This window comes from Nocardioides sp. NPDC127503, from assembly GCF_040302165.1.
Lineage (GTDB): Bacteria > Actinomycetota > Actinomycetes > Propionibacteriales > Nocardioidaceae > Nocardioides.
The window spans coordinates 305,353-326,133 of record NZ_JBEORH010000001.1 but is presented as its reverse complement, the minus strand read 5'-3'; the positions used below and the strand labels follow the sequence as shown (position 1 = coordinate 326,133).

The window sequence follows — 20,781 nt, the reverse complement described above, 5'->3', positions numbered from 1 at the left end:
AAACCGGGCCTCGAGAAGGTATGGCCCGCGAAGACGACGGGTACCCCTCGTGTCGTACGCAATCGAGAGGAGACACGACATGAGCACCATCGAGAAGAGCGTCCAGGTCGCGGTCCCGGTCAGCACGGCGTACGACCAGTGGACCCAGTTCGAGTCGTTCCCGCAGTTCATGGAGGGCGTCGAGTCGGTGCGACAGCTCGACGACAAGCACCTGCACTGGAAGGCCGAGATCGGCGGCGTGACCCGTGAATGGGACGCCGAGATCGTCGACCAGGTTCCCGACGAGCGCATCACCTGGCGCGCCGTGGAGGGCGCCAAGAACAAGGGGACGGTGTCGTTCACCCAGGACCCGATGGCGAAGAGCACTCAGGTGACACTGCGTCTGGAGTACGAGCCCGAGGGCGCGGTCGAGAAGACCGGTGACGTGCTCAAGATCGTCGACATGCGGGCCAAGGGCGACCTCGAGCGCTTCAAGGACTTCATCGAGCACCGCGGCACCGAGACCGGTGCCTGGCGCGGCGAGGTGAAGCCGACCGGCGAGGTACGCGAGTAGCGCACACAGGCACGAGCCCCCTGGGTCCGGCATCAGCCGGCCCCAGGGGGCTCGTCATGTCAGCTGCTCAGGCGTCAGCCGGCTCCGGCAGCTCGACCTCGCTGACCTCGCGGCGCAGGTTGGTCTCGTCGATCGGGAACCGCTGCTCCTTCTGCCGGTCGAGGGCCGCCTTCACCAGCCCGGCGAAGAGCGGGTGCGGGCGGGTCGGCCGCGAGCGGAGCTCGGGGTGGGCCTGGGTGGAGACGTAGTAGGGGTGTACGTCGCGGGGCAGCTCGACGAACTCGACGAGCTGGTTGTCCGGCGAGAGGCCGGAGAAGACCAGGCCGGCGTCCTCGAGTTGGTCGCGGTAGGCGTTGTTGACCTCGTAGCGGTGGCGGTGACGCTCCTCGATGGAGGTCTCGCCGTAGACCTCGGCCGCGATCGAGCCCTTCTTGAGCTCGGCCGGGTAGAGGCCCAGGCGCATGGTGCCACCGAGGTCGCCCGCGCCCTCGACGTACGCCTTCTGCTCCTCCATCGTCGCGATGACGGGCTCTGGGGTCTCGGCGTCGAACTCGGTGGAGTCGGCCTTCTCCAGGCCGAGCACGTTGCGGGCGTACTCGATGACCATGCACTGCAGGCCCAGGCACAGGCCGAGCGTGGGGATCTGGTGGGTGCGGGTGTAGGTCAGCGCGCCGAGCTTGCCCTCCAGGCCACGGATGCCGAAGCCGCCGGGGACGCAGACGGCGTCGACGTCGTGGAGGTTCTTGGCGGCGCCCTCGGGGGTCTCGCACTCGTCGGAGGGGATCCAGCGGATGTTGACCTTGGCCTCGTTGGCGAAACCGCCGGCGCGCAGCGCCTCGCCGACGCTCAGGTAGGCGTCGGGCAGGTCTATGTACTTCCCGACCAAGCCGATGGTGAGCTCCTCCTTGGGGTGGTGCACCCGGCGGAGCAGGTCCTCCCACAGCGCCCAGTCGACGTCGCGGAAGGGCAGGTCGAGCTTGCGTACGACATAGGCGTCGAGGCCCTCACGGTGGAGCACCTTCGGGATGTCGTAGATGCTCGGGGCGTCGGCGGCGGTCACCACGGCGTCCTCGTCGACGTCGCACATGAGCGCGATCTTGCGCTTGATGCCCTCGGGCAGCTCGCGGTCGGCGCGGCACACGATGGCGTCGGGCTGGATGCCGATCTGGCGCAGCGCCATCACCGAGTGCTGGGTCGGCTTGGTCTTGAGCTCCTTGGACGGGCCGATGTAGGGCACCAGGGAGACGTGCACGAAGAAGACGTTGTCGCGGCCGAGGCGCTGGCGCACCTGGCGGGCGGCCTCGAGGAACGGCAGCGACTCGATGTCGCCGACGGTGCCGCCGATCTCGGTGATCACGACGTCGATCTCGGGGCCGTGCATGGCCAGGACCCGCTCGGAGATCTCGTCGGTGATGTGCGGGATCACCTGGACGGTCTCGCCGAGGTAGTCGCCGCGGCGCTCCTTGGCGATCACGTTCGAGTAGACCTGCCCGGTGGTCACGTTGGCGTGGCCGACCAGGTCGGTGTCGAGGAACCGCTCGTAGTGGCCGATGTCGAGATCGGTCTCGGCACCGTCGTTGGTCACGAAGACCTCACCGTGCTGGAACGGGTTCATGGTGCCGGGGTCCACGTTGAGGTACGGGTCCAGCTTCTGCATGGTCACGCTCAGGCCACGCGAGCGGAGAAGACGGCCGAGGGACGATGCCGTCAGGCCCTTTCCCAATGAGGAGGCGACGCCCCCGGTGACAAAAATGTGCTTGGTCAAGCTCGCCGACTTCATGGGCCTCGATCCTATCAACGCTTCAGCAGGCCACCGAAACCTGACGCACCGAAATCGCCACCTTGTTGACTCGTCTGTCGAGCCAGCGCGAGCGGAGCGGCGACCTGACCGGTCGTGGTCTCGATCCCGTCGACCGACGCGAACCAGCCCGGCCAGTCGTTTGCGCGGAGCGTCTCGAGATCCTCGGAGCCCGTCGGTGCGGTCACGACCAGGCCTTTCGTGGTCGCGCCGAGGCCCTCGACCAGACCCTCGACCGCGGTCGTGTCCTTGCTGTCCTCGCCGAGGACGACCAGGACGAGGCCGGCCGGTCCGGTCGGCCGTCCCTGGGCCTTGACCAGGTCGCCGGTGAGCAACGCCACAGCGGCGGTCTTGGCCGGCTGGTCGAACGCCGCGGGCGGCTTCGTGCCGGCGTAGGTCTCCCCGATCACCTGGCCCATCCGCTGATAGGTCGCCTGTCCGGCGTCGCCGCGGCCCAGCTGCTTGACCAGCTGGGTGGCCAGGCTGTCGACGTACTGCTTGCGGTCGGGGTCCAGCAGATTCGGTCGTACGTCGAGCACCCCTGTGGTCTCGCCGCCGGCCGACTTGATGTTGCCGGTGAGCGCGGCGACCGTCTTCTGGTCGGCGCCGGGGAGGGTGACGACGGCGACCTTCTGGCCGGTGAGCCTGCCGGGCAGGAGCGCGTCGCCGGCCTCGGCGACGAACTGGGCCTCGGCGCTCTGCTGCGGCTCCTTCGCGTCTTTCGTCTCGCTCTCGCCGGAGGTCGGGCTCGCCGCGGCTCCGTCGCCCGCTCTGTTCACGATTCCCGCACCGATCGCGGTGATGTCGCGGTCGGCGGTCCAGATGCCGGCGGGTACACCGATCGCCAGCGCCGTCACCGCGGCCAGGACCGGGAGAACGAGGCGACGGCTGCGGGGCTCCTTGCGGCGCACCGCCGGGACCGCCGAGGCGTCGATCAGCGTCGGGCCGAGCGCGAGCCGGGTCAGGTAGGTGCCGGCCAGGCCCGGGCGCTGATCCTCGAGGAAGTCGGTCAGCGTCGTGCTCAGCCCGGCCCCGACCACCAGCGAGGGGTGCTGGGCGTAGGCGACCAGGAGGGCCGCGTCCTCGGGGGCGAGGGCCGACTCGAACCGCTTCGGCTGCACGCCGATCCGGTCGAGGAGCTCGGTGGCGTTCTCGCTCGCGGAGGCGCCGGGCGCGAGGACGACCTCGGCGGCGCTGGTGAGCACCTTCGGTTCGGGGTAGGTGTCGGTGTCGGGGCCCAGGACGATCACGGCGTGGCGTACCTGCTTCTTGGACAGCCTCTTCGCCGCCGGACCCACCGCGATGATCGCCGGGCGCTGCTCGCGCAGGAAGCCGGCGAGGTCGCCGAGCAACCGGTCCAGGTCGGGGTGGTCGGCGACCACCACGACGGGGCGACCGGCCAGCGGCGTATCCAGAGGAGGTACGCCGTTGCCGTGCAGCAGCACCTCCTCCTCGCGCTTGAGCAGCTCGCTGCTGTTGTGCGTGAAGAGGTCCAGGTGGGAGCTCAGGCCGCGCTTGGCGTCCTCGAGGTCCTTCTCGAGCGACTCCTGGTCGAGCGCACGGCCCGAGGTCAGCAGCTGCTCACCGTCGAAGATCTCGCCGTCGAGGATCCGGGCCTTCCGCCCGTCGACCAGCTTCTCCAGGCCCGCCTCGCCGATCTTGTCGATCAGCACGATCCCCGCGTCGGCCAGCGTCTGCGGGCCGCGGTTCGGGTAGCGTCCGGAGACCATCGGCTGGGCGTTGACCACGGCGATCACGCCCTTGGCCACGATCGCCAGCGCGGTGCTGCGGTCCAGGTCGACATGGTCGATGACCGCGATGTCGCCCTCTTTGAGCCGCGGGATCAGCGCCCTGGTCGGCCGCCCCGAGCGGAGCGTGCCGCGGATGCCTGGGAGTACGGAGGGAATCTGGCGAGTAGGCAGTCTCATGTCCCGCCAATCCTCCCCCGGCGCCACGGCGCGTTCCCGGATCTCCCATCCGGCGAGTCGGTAGTTGTGGCGGCCGAATGCGCTCGTTTGGTGGTCGAATCGGTCGTTGTGGCGTGTGTCGTTCGCCACAACGACCGATTCGGGTCGCCAGAACTGAGGTTTCGGCGCGGGGTCAGGCCTTCGCCGCGCGGGCCACCTCGAGGAGCTCGCGGGCGTGGGCGATGGCGGTGTCGGAGGCCGTCAGCCCGGCCAGCATGCGGGAGAGCTCGCGCTCGCGGGACTCGTCGTCGAGGACGGTGAGGCCGGAGCTGGTGACCACGCCGTCGCTGGTCTTCTCGACGGCGACGTGGTGATCGGCGAAGGCGGCGACCTGGGGCAGGTGGGTGACGACCAGGACCTGGGCCGTGCGGGCCAGATGGGCGAGGCGGCGGCCGATCTCGACCGCGGCAGTGCCGCCGACGCCGGCGTCGACCTCATCGAAGACAAAGGTCGGGACCGGGCTGGTGGCCGCCAGGACCACCTCGATCGCCAGCATCACCCTGGAGAGCTCACCGCCGGAGGCGCCCTTGTGGAGCGGGCGGGGCTCCGAGCCGGTGTTGGCGGCCAGCAGCAGCTCGACCTCGTCGAGGCCGTTGGAGCCGTAGCGCAGCCAGCGCAGGGCCTTGCCCGAGCCGACCTTCAGCGGTGCGTGTGGCTCGTCCTCCGACGCGGGCGGGTCGGTCTCCTTCTGGCGTACGTCGACCACCAGTCGTGCATGCGGCATGGCCAGTCCGGTGAGCTCGTCGCTGACCGCCTCGGCCAGCGCGCCGGCGGCGTCGGTGCGGGCGGCGGACAGCGCCAGGCCGGCCTCGGCGAGGTCGGCTCGCAGCTGCGTACGCTCCCCGCGGAGCTCCTCGATCCGGTCGTCGTCGGAGTCGAGCTCGAGCAGGCGCTTGGCGCCGGTCTCGGCCCAGGCGAGCACCTCGTCGATGGTCTCGCCGTACTTCCGGGTCAGCGCGGTCAGGGCCGCGCGGCGCTCGGAGACCACGGAGAGCCGGGCCGGGTCGGTCTCGATCGCGGTCGCGTAGGAGGCGACGTCGGCGGCGAGGTCGGAGAGCAGGTAGGAGACCTCCGCGAGGCGGTCGGCCAGGGAGGCGGCGTCGGGGTCGTGGTCGCGTACGCCGTCAAGGGCTTGGCGCGCGGCCGAGATGGCGCCCAGCGCGTCGGGGGCATCGACCTCCGAGGAGAGCGCCTCGCGGGCCTGCTCGGCGGCGGTGCGCAGCGTGTCGGCGTAGCCGAGCTTCTCCTCCTCCTGGGCGAGGGTGACGTCCTCGCCGGACTCGGGTGAGATCTCTTCGACCTCGCCGAGGCCGAAGCGGAGCAGGTCGGCCTCCTGCGCCCGCTCACGGGCGTGGGTGGTGACCTCGTCGAGCTCGCGCTCGACCTTCTGGAGCTGGGCGTGGATGTCGCCGTAGGCGGCGATGAGCTTGGCGACCGCGTCACCGCCGAAGCGGTCGAGCGAGTCGCGCTGGGCACGCGGCTGCAGCAGCCGGTGCTGGTCGGACTGGCCGTGGACCGCGACCAGCGGCGAGGTCACTGATCCGAGGGTCGCGACCGGAACGGTCGCTCCCCCGACGTACGCCCTCGCTCGGCCTTCGGCGGCGACGGTGCGGGCCACCAGGACGCGGCCATCCTCGACCTCTCCCCCGGCCTCCTCGGTCGCCTCGACGACGCCAGGCAGCGACCGGGCATCGATGACGCCCTCGACCCGAGCCGCCTTCTTGCCCTTGCGGACCGAGCCGGCGTCGCCGCGGCCGCCGAGCAGCAGCCCGAGCGCGGTCACGATCATGGTCTTGCCCGCGCCGGTCTCACCGGTCACCACGGTCAGCCCTGGTCCGAGCTCCAGGGTCGAGGACTCGATGATCCCGAGTCCGGAGATCCTGATCTCCTCAAGCATTCTCGCCTCCGTTCATCCTGAACGGACGCCGTTCCGCGGCGCCTCGCCATCCCTCCACAGACAGTCCGAACTTCCGCACCAGACGATCCGTGAACGGGGCCTGGTGCAGGCGGACGAGTCTCACAGGCTCCACCCCCCGGGTGACCTCGATCCGGGCGCCAGGGCCCAGGTCGTAGGAACGCCGGCCGTCGCACCAGAGGACGCCGGCGCCGTCGGCGCGCGAGATGACCTCGACGGCCAGCACCGAGGTCGGCGCGACCACCATGGCCCGCGCGAAGAGGGCGTGGGCGCTGATCGGGGTCAGCAGCAGCGCCTCGACGCCCGGCCACACGACCGGGCCGCCGGCGGAGAAGTTGTAGGCAGTCGAGCCGGTCGGGGTCGCGCAGACGACGCCGTCGCAGCCCCACCTCGACAGCGGCCGGCCGTCGATCTCGACGACGACCTCGAGCATCCGCTCGCGTGCGGCCTTCTCGACGCTGGCCTCGTTGACCGCGAACGTACGGAAGACCTTCTTGCCGTCCTCGAAGACGCTGACCTCGAGCGCGAGGCGGTCCTCGGAGGTGTAACGACGCTGCACGATCGCCTCGATCGTCGACTCGACGTCGTCGTACTCCGCCTCCGCCAGGAACCCGACGTGTCCCAGGTTGACCCCGAGCACCGGGGTGCGGTGGGGCTGGACGATCTCGGCCGCACGCAGGATGGTGCCGTCGCCGCCGATGACCAGCGCCAGCTCGCAGTCGCGGCTCGCTTCGTCCTCGTCGGCGGCGAGCTCGAGCTTCGGTTCGTACGCCTCCGGGTCGATGCCCAGGTCGGCGGCCTCACTGGCCAGCACCCGGACCACGATGCCGTGGACCGCCAGCGACTTGGCACAGGCGAGGCCGACCTCGCGGGCCTCCTCGCGCCCGGTGTGGATGAGCATGAAGACCCGCCGAACCTCGGCTGGGTCCACAGGCGCTGGGTCCACCTGGGCGGTGTCGGCGTCAGTCACGGATCAACCTTCTCAGACGGCACCGACACAACCCCGGTGGCGGGGCTCTCCAGGCCGCGCTGCTCGCGCACGGCTTCCTCGATCTCCGCCTCGGTGACGGTGGCCTCGCCGCGGCGCAGCCACAGGAAGAACTCGACGTTGCCCGACGGGCCCGGGAGCGGGCTGGTCGTGACTGCGCGTGCACCCCAACCTCGCCTCGCGGCGGCCGCAGCGACGGCGTTGACGGCCTCGGCTCGCAGGACAGGGTCGCGGACCACGCCACCCTTGCCGACGCGGTCCTTGCCGACCTCGAACTGGGGCTTGACCATCAGCGCCAGGTCACCGTCGGGGCTGGTCACCCGGATCAGCGCGTCCAGGACGAGCTCGAGGGAGATGAAGGAGAGGTCGCCGACGACGACGTCGACGGGTTCGCCGACCACGTCGAGGAAGAGGTCGCGGATGTTGGTGCGGTCGTGGACGACGACCCGCTCGTCCTGCTGCAGCCGCCAGGCGAGCTGGCCGTAGCCGACGTCGACGGCGACGACCTGTCGGGCCTCGTTGCGCAGCAGTACGTCGGTGAACCCGCCCGTCGACGCGCCGGCGTCGAGGCAGCGGCGGCCCTTGACCGAGAGTCCCAGCGGTTCGAACGCCGCGAGTGCGCCGGCGAGCTTGTGCCCGCCGCGGGAGACGAAGTCGGGTCGGTCGGGGTCTTCGGTGACCACGATCGCGACATCGGTGGTCACACCCGTGGCCGGCTTGGTGGCTCGGTTTCCCGAGACCGTGACCCGCCCGGCGGCGATCAGCTCGCTGGCGTGCTCGCGGGAGCGGGCCAGCTTGCGCCGGACCAGCTCGGCGTCGAGGCGCAGGCGGCGAGGAGGCATGCGCTCGCCTCTCAGGGCTGGTCGGTCGGCTGGGACTCGCCGGACGCCGCGGCGACCCGGGCCATCGCGTCGTGGGTCCCGGTGTCGGGGTCCAGGGCGCGACGCAGCTCGGTGTGAGCGGCCTCGAAGACACCGACGTGCTCGGTCAGCGGCAGCTCGTCGAGCCGGTCCAGCGTCTCGAGCACCGCGTCGACGCGGGCGACACCGGTGTGCGGCGCCGTGCCGGCGCCACCCAGCCCGGCCGAGGCCTCGGCCGGAGTCTCGTCGAAATGCTGCTCGCTCATGAGGCCGAGACTACCGTCCCGCCGTCGGCATCCGGGCGAGGCGGCACGGCCTGTGCGCCGATCGTGGCCACCGATCCGGTGGCGTCCAAGTGTGCCCAGGCGCCGGCCGCGGCCACTCGCCACCAGTCATCGGTGGCGCCTTCGCCGGTGACTCGCAGCTCACCGTCGCGTACCTCTGCCGTCCAGCCGCCGAGTCGCGCGGTCGTGCCGTCGGTCTCCGGCGCCGGATGGGCCTCCAGCAACCCGCCCAGGTCGGCGGAGATGTAGGAGGGCCGCCGCTGCGGCTCGGCCGCGACCAGGTCCTCGAGCCCGGTGACCCCGGTGAGCACCAGCAGCGTGTCGATGCCGGCGTTGCGGCCGCCCTCGATGTCGGTGTCGAGCCGGTCGCCGACCATCAGCGGGTGATCGGCCTCGGTGCGCCGGATGGTCTCCTCCAGCAGCGGTCGGGACGGCTTGCCCGCCACGACCGGCTCGATGCCAGAGAAGCGGCGCAGGGTGTCGACCAGGACGCCGTGGCCCGGCGCGATGCCGTAGGCAGCTGGGAAGGTCATGTCGGTGTTGCTGGCGACCCAGAAGAGCCCGTCCTTGATCCGCACGGCCGCGCGCAGGATGTCCTTCCACAACAGCTCGGGGTTGTAGCCGGTGACGATCGCCTCGGCGTCCTCGTCGACGGCCACCGGCACCAGTCCGGCCGCCTCGAGCGGCTCGCGCAGCCCGGCGGCACCGAGGTTGACGACCTTCGCTCCCGGGGCGAGGCGCTCGGCAAGGACACGCGCGGCGGCCTGCGCCGAGGTGACCACGTCCTCGGCGGTCGCCTCGATCCCCAGGTTGCGGATGTTCTCGGCGACTTTGGCCGGGGGCCGGGCGGCGTTGTTGGTGATGAACGCCAGCCTGAGGCCGGCCTCGCGTGCGGCGGCGAGCGACTCGGGGGCGCGCCGGACCGCTGTGCCGCCGATGTAGACCACACCGTCGAGGTCGAGCATGGCCACGTCATGGGCGGCGGCGAGCGCCTGGGCTGAGTTCTTCAACTGATGGCCGGTCAGCACACGAAGTTCCTTCTCTGAGTCGGGGGTTCGGCGAATGGCACCAGTGTGACCCTACGATGTGCGGATGGACGATACGGGTGTGGTCAGGGCGCCGTACCTCGGGCGTCCGCTGCGCCTGGAGCCATTTCGAGCGCTCTCGTTGGCGCCTTCGCGGATCGGTGACCCGACCTCCGCGAGGCTCTACTCCCGCCCCTATCGAGGGGTCGCCTCCCGGATCAGCTCGTGGCTGGCGCGTGGCGATCTGCGCCAGCACCAGGACCTCGCGCTCTACCTCCACGAGTACACCGCTGCGGGGATCACGGTGCGTGGCGTCGTCGGGATCCTCGACGTCTCGCACCGCACCGACGACCCCGCGGTTGCCGCGGTCATCCCCCATGAAGGCGTACGCACCGCCCAGGCCGAGCAGCTGGCCTCCCGGATGCGGCAGATGCGGGTGCATCCTGCACCGATCCTGCTCACCTACCACGCCCCCGACGGGATCGCGGCCCTGCTCGACCGGGTGCAGAGCGGCACTCCCGAGGAGCAGTACGACGACCACGGCGGCCAGCACCATCGCGTCTGGGCGATCACCGACGAGGCGCTGATCGCGCAGCTGCGCAAGGCATGGGCGAGCCAGCAGGCACTGATCGCCGACGGACACCACCGCTATGCGGCGTACGCCGAGCTCCAGGGTCTCGCCGAGCCCGGCGACGGCGCCGCGACCGACTTCGGTCTGGCGATGCTCATCGACCAGGACGACACGCCGTTGCAGCTCGGAGCGATCCACCGGGTGCTGGCGGGCGTGAACCTGCGCGACCTACGGGCCGCGGCCGAGTCCGTCGGCGCCGAGTGGACCGCCGGCGGCCGCGACGCCGCGCTGAGCAGGCTCGGACCCGGCGTCATCGTGCTCAGCGACGGCCGCGGCTGGGCCACCCTCGACGTCGACACCGCCAACACCCCGATCACCGGCGATGTCGGCTATCTGCACGATCGCGTCCTCCCGGAGCTGCGCAAGCAGCCATCGCGGGTGCTGCACGCCCACCAGGTCGATGCGGCGCTGAAGCGGGCCCGCCCGGGCCGCGACGTCGCCGTGCTGCTGGCAGCACCGACGTTCGACACCATCCTCTCCTCCGCCTCGATCGGGCAGCTGCTCCCGGAGAAGGCGACCTCGTTCCAGCCCAAGCCGCACCCGGGCGTGCTCATCCGTCTTCTCGACTCGGCGCGGCTGGAGAAGTCGCGCCATTAGGGGCTGTTTCGGAATGTGGCGCCGAGCGCCGCGTCGTCCAGCGCGTACTCTCGCAAGGCGCCGCCTCGAAGGCATACCGGGTGTCTGTCGAGAGGCGGCAACGCCGCGAGAGTGCGTGCTGGGCGGCGCGGAGCCGGCGCCTCCCACATTCCGAAACAGGCCCTAACTGGCCTGCCTGGTCGCGGCGGCGGCTCGGCTCACCCGTCTGGCCGACGACACCTCCACCTCGGTCATCGACTGCAGCCGGCCGCCGGTCTTGAAGAACCTGCGACGTAGGGAGCCGTTGACCTCGATGACGTCTCCGACCTGCCAGGTCATCGCGGCTCGGCGGACCCGGGCGACCCAGGTGTGACATTCGAGCGCGTCGATCTGCACCCGGCTCCCCCGGCGTTTGTCACGTGGTCTGTTCACGACCACGCGAAACGCGGTGAGCTGATCCCCGCTCGGCAGCTCCTTCTCCTCGGCGGCCAGCGACAGCCGACCGATCAACCGCACCTCGTTGACCGTCGCCAGCCCGCCGGCCGGCCCGATCCGCTCGCCATCGTCCGGTGATGGCTCCTTCTCTACCCTTGCGACCGTCATCTCGATCACCTCCGACCACCATCCTGTTCAGGGGCACCGACAGTCCCGCTCGAGCCCGCGCGGCCTGTGGAGAACCCCGGTCCGAACCAGGCCTGTGGACGGTCATCGGCCCGTCCGAGCAGCTATCCGAGCGCTTTGGCCGGCCGATAGGGCGAGACCGTCGGGTCACCTGAGACCCAGAACCGCCAGGGACGGTCCGGGGCGAGACGCAGCCCGACCCGCGGCCCGGAGGCAACCTCGATCGCCGCCCACGTCTCGGCCGGCGCCAAATCCAGCTCGAAGTCCGTGGTCCCGTTCATGGTGAGATCGATCCCGAGCGCCGAGCAGAGCCGCGCGGGTCCGCGGGCGAGATCGACGTCGCGTACCGCTCCACGTCGTTCCCGGGCGACCTCGATCCCGTCGACGACCTCGCCGGCACGCAGCAGGATCCCGCCGGGCTCGCCATCCGGATGGCAGACCAGGTTGGCGCAATGGTGCATCCCGTAGGTGAAGTAGACGTAGAGCCGCCCCGGTGGACCGAACATCACCCGGTTGCGGTTCGTCTCGCCCCGGAAAGCGTGCGAGCCGGGATCGTCGGCCGCGTACGCCTCCACCTCGGTGAGCCGCACCTTCACACCGTCGAAGGACAGCGTCGCCCCGAGGAGCCGCGGAGCGGTCACCTCGGGGCGCTGGTTCAGCAGACTCGCGAGCACTACGACGGACGGAACCCGGCAGCCTTGGCCCGGAGCTCGGCGAGCTGCTCGGCGACCCGGTCGGGAGCGGTGCCACCACGGCCGTCGCGGGACGCGACCGAGCCCTCGATGGTCAGCACCAGGCGTACGTCAGGGGTCAGCGCCGGCGAGATCGTGGCGAACTCCTCGTCGGTGAGCGCGTCCAGCTCCACTCCGCGCTTCTCCGCCGCCTGGACGCAGGCGCCGGCGAGCTCGTGCGCGATCCGGAACGGGGTGCCCTGCCGGACCAACCACTCGGCGATGTCGGTGGCCAACGAGAAGCCCTGAGGCGCGAGCTCGGCCATCCGGTCGGTGTTGTAGACCAGCGTCGCGACCTGGCCTGTGAAGGCCGGGAGCAGCACCTCGAGGGTGTCCAGGGAGTCGAAGACCGGCTCCTTGTCCTCCTGCAGGTCGCGGTTGTACGCCAGCGGCAGCGCCTTCAGCGTGGTCAGCAGCCCGGTCAGGTTGCCGACCAGACGTCCGGCCTTGCCGCGGGCGAGCTCGGAGATGTCGGGGTTCTTCTTCTGCGGCATGATGCTCGAGCCCGTCGACCAGGAGTCGTGCAGCGTTACGAAGTCGAACTCCTTGGTCGCCCACAGGATGATCTCCTCGGCGATCCGGCTGATGTCGACGCCGATCTGGGCACACACGTAGGCGAACTCGGCGACGAAGTCACGCGAAGCAGTTCCGTCGATCGAGTTCGCGCTCGAGCCGGTGAAGCCGAGCTCGGAGGCGACCAGCTCGGGGTCGAGCCCGAGCGACTGCCCCGCGAGCGCCCCGGACCCGTACGGAGAGTCGCACACGACCCGCGCCTGCCAGTCGTTGAGCCGGTCGACGTCGCGCAGCAGCGACCAGGCGTGGGCCATCAGGTGGTGCGAAAGCAACACCGGCTGGGCGTGCTGGAGGTGCGTACGTCCCGGCATGATCGCGCCCAGGTTCTCGTCGGCCTGCGTAGCGAGCGCCTCGATGAGATCGAGCACGAGCCCACGCAGCACCCGCTCGTGGTCGAGCAGATAGCTCCGGAAGAGAGTGGCGATCTGGTCGTTGCGCGAGCGCCCGGCCCGCAGCTTGCCGCCGACATCGGGGCCGATCTCCTCGATGAGCAGCCGCTCCAGCGCGCCATGTACGTCCTCGTCGGAGGCAGCCGGAAGCAGCCGTCCGGCGGTGAACCGGTCGGCGAGGACGTCCAGACCCCGGTGGATCTCGTTCTCCTCGTCACCGGTGAGCAGCCCGGCCGCCCCCAGCGCCTTGGCATGGGCGTGGGACCCGGCGATGTCGTAGAGCGCCAGCCGCCAGTCGAAATGCGTCGAGCGCGAGAGCGCCTCGAGCTCCGGCGAAGGACCACCGGCGAACCGGCCGCCCCAGAGCTTGCCCTCGTTGGTGGTGTTGGCAGGCGTGGTCACGACTCTCCTCGTACGGCTTTGATGGCGATCTCCATGATGTCAGGAAGTGCGCCCGGGGTCGCGGTGCCCTCGGCGCGAAGCTTGTCCGGCGTCCACCAGCCGGCCTGGACGACCGACCCGATCTCGATCGGCTCGAGGTTGGCGAAGCTGATCTCGACCGCACGGTCGAGGGCGACGGCGAAGTAGGTGTTGTGGCCGCTGTAGTCGACGCCGTTCCAGGTGTACTCGTCGGCGTGGATCTGGACAGGGCCGACCAGTGCCTCGGGCAGGACCCGGACGCCGGCCTCCTCCCACAGCTCCCGCGCCGCGGCGCCTACCGCATCCTCGCCGGGGTCGATGGCGCCCCCGATGCTGGTCCAGTAGGCGCCCCGCAACGGGTTCCCCGGGTCGGTGTCCTGCAGGAGCAGCACCTCACCGTCGGCGCTGACCGGGAGAACCCGCGCGGACTCGCGGTGCACACGCACCATCAGTCGTTGCCCGCCTCCAGCGCGGCCTCGTCGAGGATGGTGTCGTCCAGGACGGTCTCCTCGCTCGGAAGAGCGGCCGGGAGCGGCTTGCCGTCGGTGGCGGCGATGCGGTCGAAGCCGCCAGCCGGCAGCTCGCCGAAGAGGGTGCCGTGCTCGACGAGCACCGTTCCCTGGTCCAAGGGATGCCCGGCGTAGATCTCCAGCTTGGAGCGGGAGTCGGCGATGTCGAGGTTGCGCATGGTCAGCTGGCCGATGCGGTCGACGGGGCCGAAGGCGGCGTTCTCGACGCGCTCCATGGAGAGCTTCTCGGGGTGGTAGGAGAAGTGCGACCCCTCGGTGTTGAGGATCGTGTAGTCCTCGCCGCGGCGCAGCCGCAGCGTGACCGTGCCGGAGACCAGCGAGGCGATCCAGCGCTGGATGGACTCGCGCAGCATCAGCGCCTGCGGGTCGAGCCAGCGGCCCTCGTAGAGCAGCTGGCCGAGCTTGCGGCCCTGGTTGTAGTAGTTGGACATGGTGTCCTCGTTGTGCACCGCGTTGAGCAGCCGCTCGTACGCCGCCCACAGCAACGCCATGCCGGGCGCCTCGTAGATGCCGCGGGACTTGGCCTCGATGATCCGGTTCTCGATCTGGTCGGACATGCCCAGGCCGTGGCGGCCGCCGATCGCGTTGGCCTCGTAGACCAGCTCGACGGGGTCGGTGTAGGACTTGCCGTTGATCGCCACCGGGCGGCCCTCGACGAAGGACACCGAGACGTCCTCGGTCTCGATCGAGACCGAGGGGTCCCAGAACTTCACGCCCATGATCGGCTCGACCGTCTCCAGCGACACGTCGAGGTGCTCCAGCGTCTTGGCCTCGTGGGTGGCGCCCCAGATGTTGGCGTCGGTGGAGTAGGCCTTCTCGGTGGAGTCGCGGTAGGGCAGGTTGTGAGCGACCAGCCACTCCGACATCTCGTGGCGTCCACCAAGCTCGTGGACGAAGTCGGCGTCGAGCCACGGCTTGTAGATGCGCAGCTCGGGGTTGGCCATCAGGCCGTAGCGGTAGAACCGCTCGATGTCGTTGCCCTTGAAGGTCGACCCGTCGCCCCAGATGTTGACGTCGTCGGCCTGCATGGCCCGCACCAGCATGGTGCCGGTCACCGCACGGCCCAGAGGCGTGGTGTTGAAGTAGGCACGGCCGCCGGAGCGGATGTGGAAGGCACCGCAGGCGAGTGCGGCCAAGCCCTCCTCGACGAGCTGCGGCTTGATGTCGATGGCGCGGGCGATCTCGGCGCCGTAGGCCATCGCGCGGTCCGGGACGCCGGAGATGTCGGGCTCGTCGTACTGCCCGATGTCGGCGGTGTACGTACACGGCACCGCGCCCTTGTCGCGCATCCAGGCGACCGCCACGGAGGTGTCGAGACCTCCGGAGAAGGCGATGCCGACACGCTCACCCTTGGGAAGGGAGGTCAGGACCTTGCTCACGAGATGTTGCTCCTTGCTTCGAAACTTACGGAATGTCTGTGGTCTTGCCGGCGAGGCTGAGGAAGCGGTTGACGAGCGCAGCGCCGCCCTTGGGCTCGCGGCCGATGACGAGCACGGTGTCGTCGCCGGCGATGGTGCCGAGGATGTCGGGATATTCGGCCCGGTCGATGGCGGAGGCGAAGTACTGGGCACCCCCTGCAGGAGTACGCAGCACCACCAGGTTCCCACTGCCGTCGGCGCTCACCAGCAGCTCGCGGGCGAGTCGGCCGAGCTTGCTGCGACCGCTGGCCGACTCCCCCGGGGCCACGGCGGTGCGGTCACCGCCCTCGCCGGGAACCGCGTAGACCAGCGCACCGGACGGAGCCCGCACCTTCACCGCGTCGAGCTCGTCCAGGTCACGCGACAGCGTTGCCTGGGTGACGTGGACCCCGTGGGCGAGCAGCGCCTCGGAGAGCTCGGTCTGGGACCGGATCTCCCGGCCCCAGATGATGTCTGCGATCAGGGATTGGCGCGCGCCCTTGGTCGCGGGCCGCTGGGTCTCGTTCGTCGTCATCGTCGCTCCCACAGGAAGGCCAGGATCGCCTTCTGGGCGTGACGCCGGTTCTCCGCCTCGTCCCACACCAGGCTCCGCGGACCGTCGAGCACCTCGGCCTCGATCTCCTTGCCGCGGTAGGCGGGCAGGCAGTGGAGCACGACGGCGGCGGGGTCGGCGTGGCCGAGCAGGCCGGTGGTGAGCGCGTAGGGCGAGAACACCGCGGCCCGCGCGGCCGCCTCGCTCTCCTTGCCCATCGAGACCCAGGTGTCGGTGATGAGTACGTCGGCCCCGGCTGCCACCGCGACCGGGTCCGAGGTCACCGTGACCGAGCCGCCGGTCTCCTCGGCGATCTCCTTCGCCCGAACCAGCACCTCCGCGTCGGGCGTGTAGCCGTCCGGCGCGCCGAACCGGACGTGCATCCCGGCGATCGCTCCGGCCAGCGCCCAGGAATTGCCCATGTTGCAGGCCGCGTCGCCGAGGAACGCCGCGGTCAGGCCCGCCAGGGATCCCTTGTGCTCCCGAATCGTCAACAGGTCGGCAAGCAGCTGGCAGGGGTGGAACTCGTCGGTCAGTGCGTTGATGACCGGCACCCCGGCGTACGCCGCCATCTCCTCGATGCTCGACTGCGCGAACGTACGCCACACGATCTCGCCCGCCTGCCGACCGAGCACCCGGGCGACGTCGGCGACCGACTCCCGCTCACCGATCCCGGCCAGACGGCCGTCGACCAGCATCGAGTGGCCGCCGAGCTCGGCGATCCCGGAGGAGAACGACGCCTGAGTCCGCAGCGTCGGCTTGTCGTAGATCGTGGCCACGGTCACCGGACCGGCGAGCGGCTTCGCGGCGTAGGGATCCTGCTTCATCGCAGCCGCGAGCGCCAGCACCTCGGCCTGCTCGGCCGGGGTGAGGTCGTCGTCGCGGAGGAAGTGTCTGGTCACTTCGCCCCTGCTTCCTGGGCTGCGTCGAGGATGGACGGCCACGCGGCCAGGAGGCTCTCGGCGTCGTCCTCGGTGAGCACCAGCGGCGGGACGATCCGGATCCGCTCGGGCGTGGCGTTGTTGAGGATGAAGCCCGCCTCGAGGGCGGCCGCGGCGACAGCGCCCGAGTCGAGACCGGCGAGAACCACTCCGATGAAGAGGCCCTCCCCGTCGACCCGGGTGACCCGCGGGTCGGCGGCGAGGCCGTCGCGCACCTTCTGCCCGAGCACGGTGACGTGCTCGAGGAGCCCGTCGGTCTCGATGGTGTTGACCACCGCGAGGCCGGCCGCGCAGGCGACCGGGTTGCCACCGAAGGTGGTGCCGTGGTTGCCGGGCTCGAAGAGCGTCGCGGCCCTGCCCAGACCGATGCAGGCACCGATCGGGAAGCCGCCACCGAGGCCCTTGGCGAGGGTGACGATGTCGGCGGTGACGCCGGAGGTCTCGTGGGCGAACCAGCGGCCGGTGCGGCCCAGGCCGGACTGCACCTCGTCGAGCCAGAGCAGCGCGCCGTGCTCGTCGGCCACTGCCCGCGCGGCAGCCAGGTAGTCGGCGGGCGGCACGACGACGCCCGCCTCACCCTGGATCGGCTCGAGGATGATCGCCGCGGTCTCGTCGGTGACCGCTGCCGCGAGCGCCTCGGCGTCGCCGTAGGGGACGAAGGTGACCTCGCCCGGCAGCGGCTCGAACGGCGCCCGGTAGGCCTCCTTGGCGGTCAGCGCCAGTGCCCCCATCGAACGCCCGTGGAAGGCGCCCTGAGCAGCCACGATGTGCTTCCGCCCGGTGCGCCGGGTGAGCTTGAAGCCCGCCTCGTTGGCCTCGGTGCCGGAGTTGGTGAAGAAGACCCGCCCGCTCTCGCCTCCGGGAACCCGGGCGAGCAGCGCCTCGGCCAGCTCGACTTGCGGGTGGGAGGTGAAGAAGTTGGAGACGTGGCCGAGGGACTCCATCTGGGAGGTCACCGCGGAGACCAGCGCCGGGTGGGCGTGGCCGAGCGCGTTGACCGCGATGCCGGCCAGCAGGTCGACGTACTCCTTGCCGTCCTCGTCCCACACGTGGGCGCCCTCGCCTCGAGTGAGGACCAGCTTGGGAGCGCCGAAGGTGTTCATCAAGGCGCCGGAGTAGCGCTCAGAGTACGTGGTCATTTGTCGAGCTCCCTTGCCTTGCGGGTCTTGGTGGTGACGCCGGGGAGCACCTGGGTGCCGACCCCCTCGGCGGTGAACAGCTCCAGCAGCACGGCGTGCTCGGCGCGGCCGTCGACGACGGTGGCGCGCTTGACGCCGCCCTTGACCGCCTCGAGGCAGGCGCTCATCTTCGGGATCATCCCGCTGGCCAGCTCCGGGAGGATGCCCTCCAGCGCCTCGGGACTGATCTCGCCGATGACCTCCTCGGGGTCGGGCCAGTCGAGGTAGAGGCCCTCGACGTCGGTCAGGACCAGCAGCTTCTCGGCCTCGAGCGCCACCGCCAGGGCCGAGGCCGCGCGGTCGGCATTGACGTTGTAGACGGCGCCGTCCACGTCGGGGGCGACGCTCGAAACGACCGGGATCCGGCCGGCCTGGATGAGGTCGAGGACCGATTCGGGACGTACGTCGACGACCTCGCCGACCTGGCCGAGGTCGACCTCCTCACCGTCTATGACGGTGCTGGCCGGCTCGGCGGTGAAGAGTCCGGCGTCCTCGCCGGAGAGCCCGACGGCCAGCGGGCCGTGCTCGTTGATCAGCCCGACGAGCTCACGCTGGACCTGGCCGACCAGGACCATCCGCACCACGTCCATGGCCTCCGGGGTGGTCACCCTCAGCCCGCCGCGGAACTCCGACTCGATGCCGAGCCGGCCGAGCATGCTCGAGATCTGCGGGCCGCCGCCGTGCACGACGACCGGCTTGAAGCCGGCGAACCGCATGAAGGCGATGTCCTCGGCGAAGGCACGCTTGAGCTTGTCGTCGGTCATGGCGTTGCCGCCGTACTTCACCACGACGATCTTGCCGTGATACTCCTTCAGCCACGGCAGGGCGCCGGCGAGCGTACGCGCCTTGGCGGGGTCGGGCCGACCGGGCTCGTGGGCGACGGTCTCGAGATCGATCACGGGGCCACTCCAACCGTGGTCAGGCCGGTGGTCTCCTCGAGGCCGAGCGCCAGGTTCATGCACTGGATCGCTCCCCCGGCGGTGCCCTTGGCGAGGTTGTCCTCGGCGCCGACGACGACCAGCCGCCCGGCGGCCTCGTCGACGGCCACCTGCAGGTGGACCGCGTTGGAGCCGAGCACGGCCTGGGTCTGGGGCCACTGGCCCTCGGGCAGCAGGTGGACGAAGGGCTCTTCGCCGTACGCCTTCTCGAAGACGGCACGCGCATCGGCCGCCGTCACACCGTCGCCGAGCTTGGCCGAGCAAGTGGCCAGGATGCCGCGCGGCATCGGCACCAGCACCGGGGTGAACGAGACCGACACCTCGCCGTCGACCAGTCCGGAGAGGTTCTGGACGATCTCGGGGGTGTGCCGGTGGACGCCGCCGACGCCGTAGGCGCTCACGTTGCCCATGACCTCGGCGCCGATCAGGTGCGGCTTGGACGACTTCCCCGCGCCGCTGGTGCCGGTGGCGGCGACCACGACGACCTCGGGCTCGACGATGCCAGCCTCGATCGCCGGGGCGAGGGCCAGGGTGGAGACGGTCGGGAAGCAGCCCGGCACCGCGATCCGGTTGGCCGAGGTGAGCGCTGCCCGCTGTCCGGGAAGCTCAGGGAGCCCGTAGGGCCAGGTGCCGGCGTGGTCGGTGCCGTAGAACTTCGTCCACGTCTCGGCGTCGGCGAGACGGTAGTCGGCGCCGCAGTCGATCACGACGACGTCGTCGGGAAGGCCGGCCGCGATCGGCCCGGACTCCCCGTGCGGCAGCGCCAGGAAGACGACGTCGTGACCGGCCAAGGTCTCGGCGTTGGTGGGCTCGAGCACTCGGTCGGCGAGCGGGATCAGGTGGGGCTGGAGGCTCCCCAGGGTCTTGCCCGCACTGGAGGCGGCGGTCAGGGCGCCGATCTCCACCTCGGGGTGGGCCAGCAGCAGCCTGAGCAGCTCACCTCCGGCATATCCACTGGCACCGGCGACGGCGACGCGCTTCTTCGTCATGTGTATGAACATACGTCAGACTGCATGCATCTCGCAAAAGCCGTTCGGAGATTGAGACGTGGGCCTTTAGTGTTCGCTCCATGACAACCCGCCTCACCCCCACCGCCTACCTCGACCACATCCGGTCGGAGTCGGCGCGCTTCCGTGCCGTACTCGCAGACACGGACCCCACCGCCCCGGTTCCGACCGCTCCGGAGTGGACCGCCGCCGACCTGCTGTGGCATGTCGCCGCCGAGGTGCAGCACTTCTGGACGTACGTCCTGGAGAGTCGGCCGGCCGAGCCCAGCAGCGAGACCTACGCCGAGCCGGAGCGCCCGGAGGACGCGACCTACCAGGAGCTGCTCGCCCACTTCGACGAGCTCAACGCGAGGTTCCTCAAGACCCTGGAGCAGACCGGGCCCGAGGAGCCCACCTGGTCCTGGTCGCCGGACCAGACCGCCGCCTTCACCTACCGCAGGCAGGCCCACGAGATCCTCATCCACCGCCTCGACGCCGAGCTCACCGCCGGCGCCGTGACGCCGCTCGACCCGGCCCTGGCTGCCGACGGGATCGACGAGATCCTCGACGTCTTCTACGGCGGCAAGCCGGAGTGGGCGAGCTTCGCCGGAGGCGGTCAGTACGTACGCGTCGACGCGGTCGACACCGACACCCAGACCTGGGTCGAGCTCGGCCTCGTCTCCGGCACCCGCCCCAACGGCGACAGCCTCGAGGACGAGCCCGACCTCAGCGTCGTCTCCCAGGACGAGATCCCGGCCGGCACCGAGCCCGACGTGGTCATCGAGGGCACCGCGGCCGACCTGGACGCCTGGCTCTGGCGCCGCCGCGACGACGACGGCATCCAGGTCACCGGCGACAAGGACGTCTACGAGCGCTTCCGCGCGTTGACGAACCAGGCGATCACCGACGACGACTAATCTCACGCCC

The 20,781-nt window shown here is 70.6% G+C and carries 20 protein-coding genes; 3 read left to right on the top strand and 17 right to left on the bottom strand.

The genetic code is table 11. From position 1 onward, the window contains the following. Positions 1–79 precede the first annotated feature (79 nt). Entirely contained in the window at positions 80–553 is a 474-nt protein-coding gene (locus tag ABTW65_RS01585; protein WP_350658025.1) for an SRPBCC family protein, read from the top strand. A 67-nt stretch (positions 554–620) separates the two neighbouring features. On the opposite strand, the gene pyrG is transcribed toward ABTW65_RS01585, so the two are convergent. The 7 genes from pyrG to ABTW65_RS01550 form a co-directional block, all read right to left on the bottom strand. Then, the gene (pyrG, locus tag ABTW65_RS01580) at positions 621–2,333 is read right to left on the bottom strand and encodes a CTP synthase (protein ID WP_350658024.1); all 1,713 of its coding nucleotides are present in this window, start codon (positions 2,331–2,333) and stop codon (positions 621–623) included. Positions 2,334–2,347: 14 nt separating this feature from the next. Next, positions 2,348–4,279 (bottom strand): putative cytokinetic ring protein SteA, encoded by a 1,932-nt coding sequence (gene steA, locus ABTW65_RS01575; RefSeq protein WP_350658023.1) that lies wholly within the window; start codon positions 4,277–4,279, stop codon positions 2,348–2,350. A 172-nt stretch (positions 4,280–4,451) separates the two neighbouring features. Beyond that, on the bottom strand, positions 4,452–6,215 hold the full coding sequence (gene recN, locus ABTW65_RS01570; RefSeq protein WP_350658022.1) for a DNA repair protein RecN: 1,764 nt from the start codon (positions 6,213–6,215) through the stop codon (positions 4,452–4,454). Beyond that, positions 6,208–7,203, bottom strand: a complete 996-nt coding sequence (locus ABTW65_RS01565) for an NAD kinase (protein WP_502890531.1) — start codon at positions 7,201–7,203, stop codon at positions 6,208–6,210. Before ABTW65_RS01565 ends, recN begins: the two co-directional genes overlap by 8 nt. Beyond that, complete coding sequence (locus ABTW65_RS01560; protein WP_350658021.1) at positions 7,200–8,063, bottom strand: TlyA family RNA methyltransferase; 864 nt, start codon at positions 8,061–8,063, stop codon at positions 7,200–7,202. The genes ABTW65_RS01565 and ABTW65_RS01560 overlap by 4 nt, the downstream gene beginning before the upstream one ends. 11 nt (positions 8,064–8,074) lie before the next feature. Then, entirely contained in the window at positions 8,075–8,347 is a 273-nt protein-coding gene (locus ABTW65_RS01555) for a molybdopterin-binding protein (RefSeq protein ID WP_350658020.1), read from the bottom strand. Further along, complete coding sequence (locus ABTW65_RS01550) at positions 8,344–9,393, bottom strand: HAD-IIA family hydrolase (protein WP_350658019.1); 1,050 nt, start codon at positions 9,391–9,393, stop codon at positions 8,344–8,346. Before ABTW65_RS01550 ends, ABTW65_RS01555 begins: the two co-directional genes overlap by 4 nt. A gap of 64 nt (positions 9,394–9,457) precedes the next feature. On the opposite strand from ABTW65_RS01550, the gene ABTW65_RS01545 reads away from it, so the two are divergent. Then, positions 9,458–10,618, top strand: coding sequence for a DUF1015 family protein (locus tag ABTW65_RS01545; RefSeq protein ID WP_350658018.1), 1,161 nt, complete (start codon positions 9,458–9,460; stop codon positions 10,616–10,618). Between the two features lie 162 nt (positions 10,619–10,780). On the opposite strand, the gene ABTW65_RS01540 is transcribed toward ABTW65_RS01545, so the two are convergent. From ABTW65_RS01540 to argC, 10 genes are all read right to left on the bottom strand, one after another. Then, positions 10,781–11,200: a single-stranded DNA-binding protein gene (locus tag ABTW65_RS01540; RefSeq protein ID WP_350658017.1), complete on the bottom strand. Its 420-nt coding sequence runs from the start codon at positions 11,198–11,200 to the stop codon at positions 10,781–10,783. A 122-nt stretch (positions 11,201–11,322) separates the two neighbouring features. Further along, positions 11,323–11,892 carry a DNA-3-methyladenine glycosylase gene (locus tag ABTW65_RS01535; protein ID WP_350658016.1) on the bottom strand — a complete coding sequence of 190 codons (570 nt, stop codon included), beginning with the start codon at positions 11,890–11,892 and terminating at the stop codon, positions 11,323–11,325. Further along, a complete protein-coding gene (argH, locus tag ABTW65_RS01530) occupies positions 11,892–13,313 on the bottom strand; it encodes an argininosuccinate lyase (protein ID WP_350658015.1) in 1,422 nt (473 codons plus the stop codon). Before argH ends, ABTW65_RS01535 begins: the two co-directional genes overlap by 1 nt. Next, positions 13,310–13,780 carry an NUDIX hydrolase gene (locus ABTW65_RS01525; protein ID WP_350658014.1) on the bottom strand — a complete coding sequence of 157 codons (471 nt, stop codon included), beginning with the start codon at positions 13,778–13,780 and terminating at the stop codon, positions 13,310–13,312. The genes argH and ABTW65_RS01525 overlap by 4 nt, the downstream gene beginning before the upstream one ends. Continuing rightward, positions 13,780–15,240 (bottom strand): argininosuccinate synthase, encoded by a 1,461-nt coding sequence (gene argG, locus ABTW65_RS01520; protein ID WP_350658013.1) that lies wholly within the window; start codon positions 15,238–15,240, stop codon positions 13,780–13,782. The genes ABTW65_RS01525 and argG overlap by 1 nt, the downstream gene beginning before the upstream one ends. A 25-nt stretch (positions 15,241–15,265) precedes the next feature. Next, positions 15,266–15,793, bottom strand: a complete 528-nt coding sequence (locus ABTW65_RS01515) for an arginine repressor (RefSeq protein WP_350658012.1) — start codon at positions 15,791–15,793, stop codon at positions 15,266–15,268. Further along, the gene (gene argF, locus ABTW65_RS01510) at positions 15,790–16,713 is read right to left on the bottom strand and encodes an ornithine carbamoyltransferase (protein WP_350658010.1); all 924 of its coding nucleotides are present in this window, start codon (positions 16,711–16,713) and stop codon (positions 15,790–15,792) included. Before argF ends, ABTW65_RS01515 begins: the two co-directional genes overlap by 4 nt. Then, positions 16,710–17,891, bottom strand: a complete 1,182-nt coding sequence (locus ABTW65_RS01505) for an acetylornithine transaminase (protein ID WP_350658009.1) — start codon at positions 17,889–17,891, stop codon at positions 16,710–16,712. Before ABTW65_RS01505 ends, argF begins: the two co-directional genes overlap by 4 nt. Next, the gene (gene argB / locus ABTW65_RS01500) at positions 17,888–18,829 is read right to left on the bottom strand and encodes an acetylglutamate kinase (RefSeq protein WP_502890530.1); all 942 of its coding nucleotides are present in this window, start codon (positions 18,827–18,829) and stop codon (positions 17,888–17,890) included. Before argB ends, ABTW65_RS01505 begins: the two co-directional genes overlap by 4 nt. Beyond that, positions 18,826–19,857 carry an N-acetyl-gamma-glutamyl-phosphate reductase gene (gene argC, locus ABTW65_RS01495; protein ID WP_350658008.1) on the bottom strand — a complete coding sequence of 344 codons (1,032 nt, stop codon included), beginning with the start codon at positions 19,855–19,857 and terminating at the stop codon, positions 18,826–18,828. The genes argB and argC overlap by 4 nt, the downstream gene beginning before the upstream one ends. An 80-nt stretch (positions 19,858–19,937) precedes the next feature. On the opposite strand from argC, the gene ABTW65_RS01490 reads away from it, so the two are divergent. Next, positions 19,938–20,771 (top strand): maleylpyruvate isomerase family mycothiol-dependent enzyme, encoded by an 834-nt coding sequence (locus tag ABTW65_RS01490; RefSeq protein ID WP_350658007.1) that lies wholly within the window; start codon positions 19,938–19,940, stop codon positions 20,769–20,771. Positions 20,772–20,781 lie beyond the last annotated feature (10 nt).

What these genes read in the sequence shown, in the direction of transcription:
- recN (WP_350658022.1), bottom strand. Translation starts at nt 6,215, where the DNA reads ATGCTTGAGGAGATCAGGATCTCCGGACTCGGGATCATCGAGTCCTCG.
- ABTW65_RS01540 (WP_350658017.1), bottom strand. Translation starts at nt 11,200, where the DNA reads ATGACGGTCGCAAGGGTAGAGAAGGAGCCATCACCGGACGATGGCGAG.
- ABTW65_RS01525 (WP_350658014.1), bottom strand. Translation starts at nt 13,780, where the DNA reads ATGGTGCGTGTGCACCGCGAGTCCGCGCGGGTTCTCCCGGTCAGCGCC.
- ABTW65_RS01585 (WP_350658025.1), top strand. Translation starts at nt 80, where the DNA reads ATGAGCACCATCGAGAAGAGCGTCCAGGTCGCGGTCCCGGTCAGCACG.
- ABTW65_RS01490 (WP_350658007.1), top strand. Translation starts at nt 19,938, where the DNA reads ATGACAACCCGCCTCACCCCCACCGCCTACCTCGACCACATCCGGTCG.
- steA (WP_350658023.1), bottom strand. Translation starts at nt 4,279, where the DNA reads ATGAGACTGCCTACTCGCCAGATTCCCTCCGTACTCCCAGGCATCCGC.
- ABTW65_RS01515 (WP_350658012.1), bottom strand. Translation starts at nt 15,793, where the DNA reads ATGACGACGAACGAGACCCAGCGGCCCGCGACCAAGGGCGCGCGCCAA.
- ABTW65_RS01560 (WP_350658021.1), bottom strand. Translation starts at nt 8,063, where the DNA reads ATGCCTCCTCGCCGCCTGCGCCTCGACGCCGAGCTGGTCCGGCGCAAG.
- ABTW65_RS01505 (WP_350658009.1), bottom strand. Translation starts at nt 17,891, where the DNA reads ATGACCACGTACTCTGAGCGCTACTCCGGCGCCTTGATGAACACCTTC.
- ABTW65_RS01545 (WP_350658018.1), top strand. Translation starts at nt 9,458, where the DNA reads ATGGACGATACGGGTGTGGTCAGGGCGCCGTACCTCGGGCGTCCGCTG.
- pyrG (WP_350658024.1), bottom strand. Translation starts at nt 2,333, where the DNA reads ATGAAGTCGGCGAGCTTGACCAAGCACATTTTTGTCACCGGGGGCGTC.
- ABTW65_RS01555 (WP_350658020.1), bottom strand. Translation starts at nt 8,347, where the DNA reads ATGAGCGAGCAGCATTTCGACGAGACTCCGGCCGAGGCCTCGGCCGGG.
- argC (WP_350658008.1), bottom strand. Translation starts at nt 19,857, where the DNA reads ATGACGAAGAAGCGCGTCGCCGTCGCCGGTGCCAGTGGATATGCCGGA.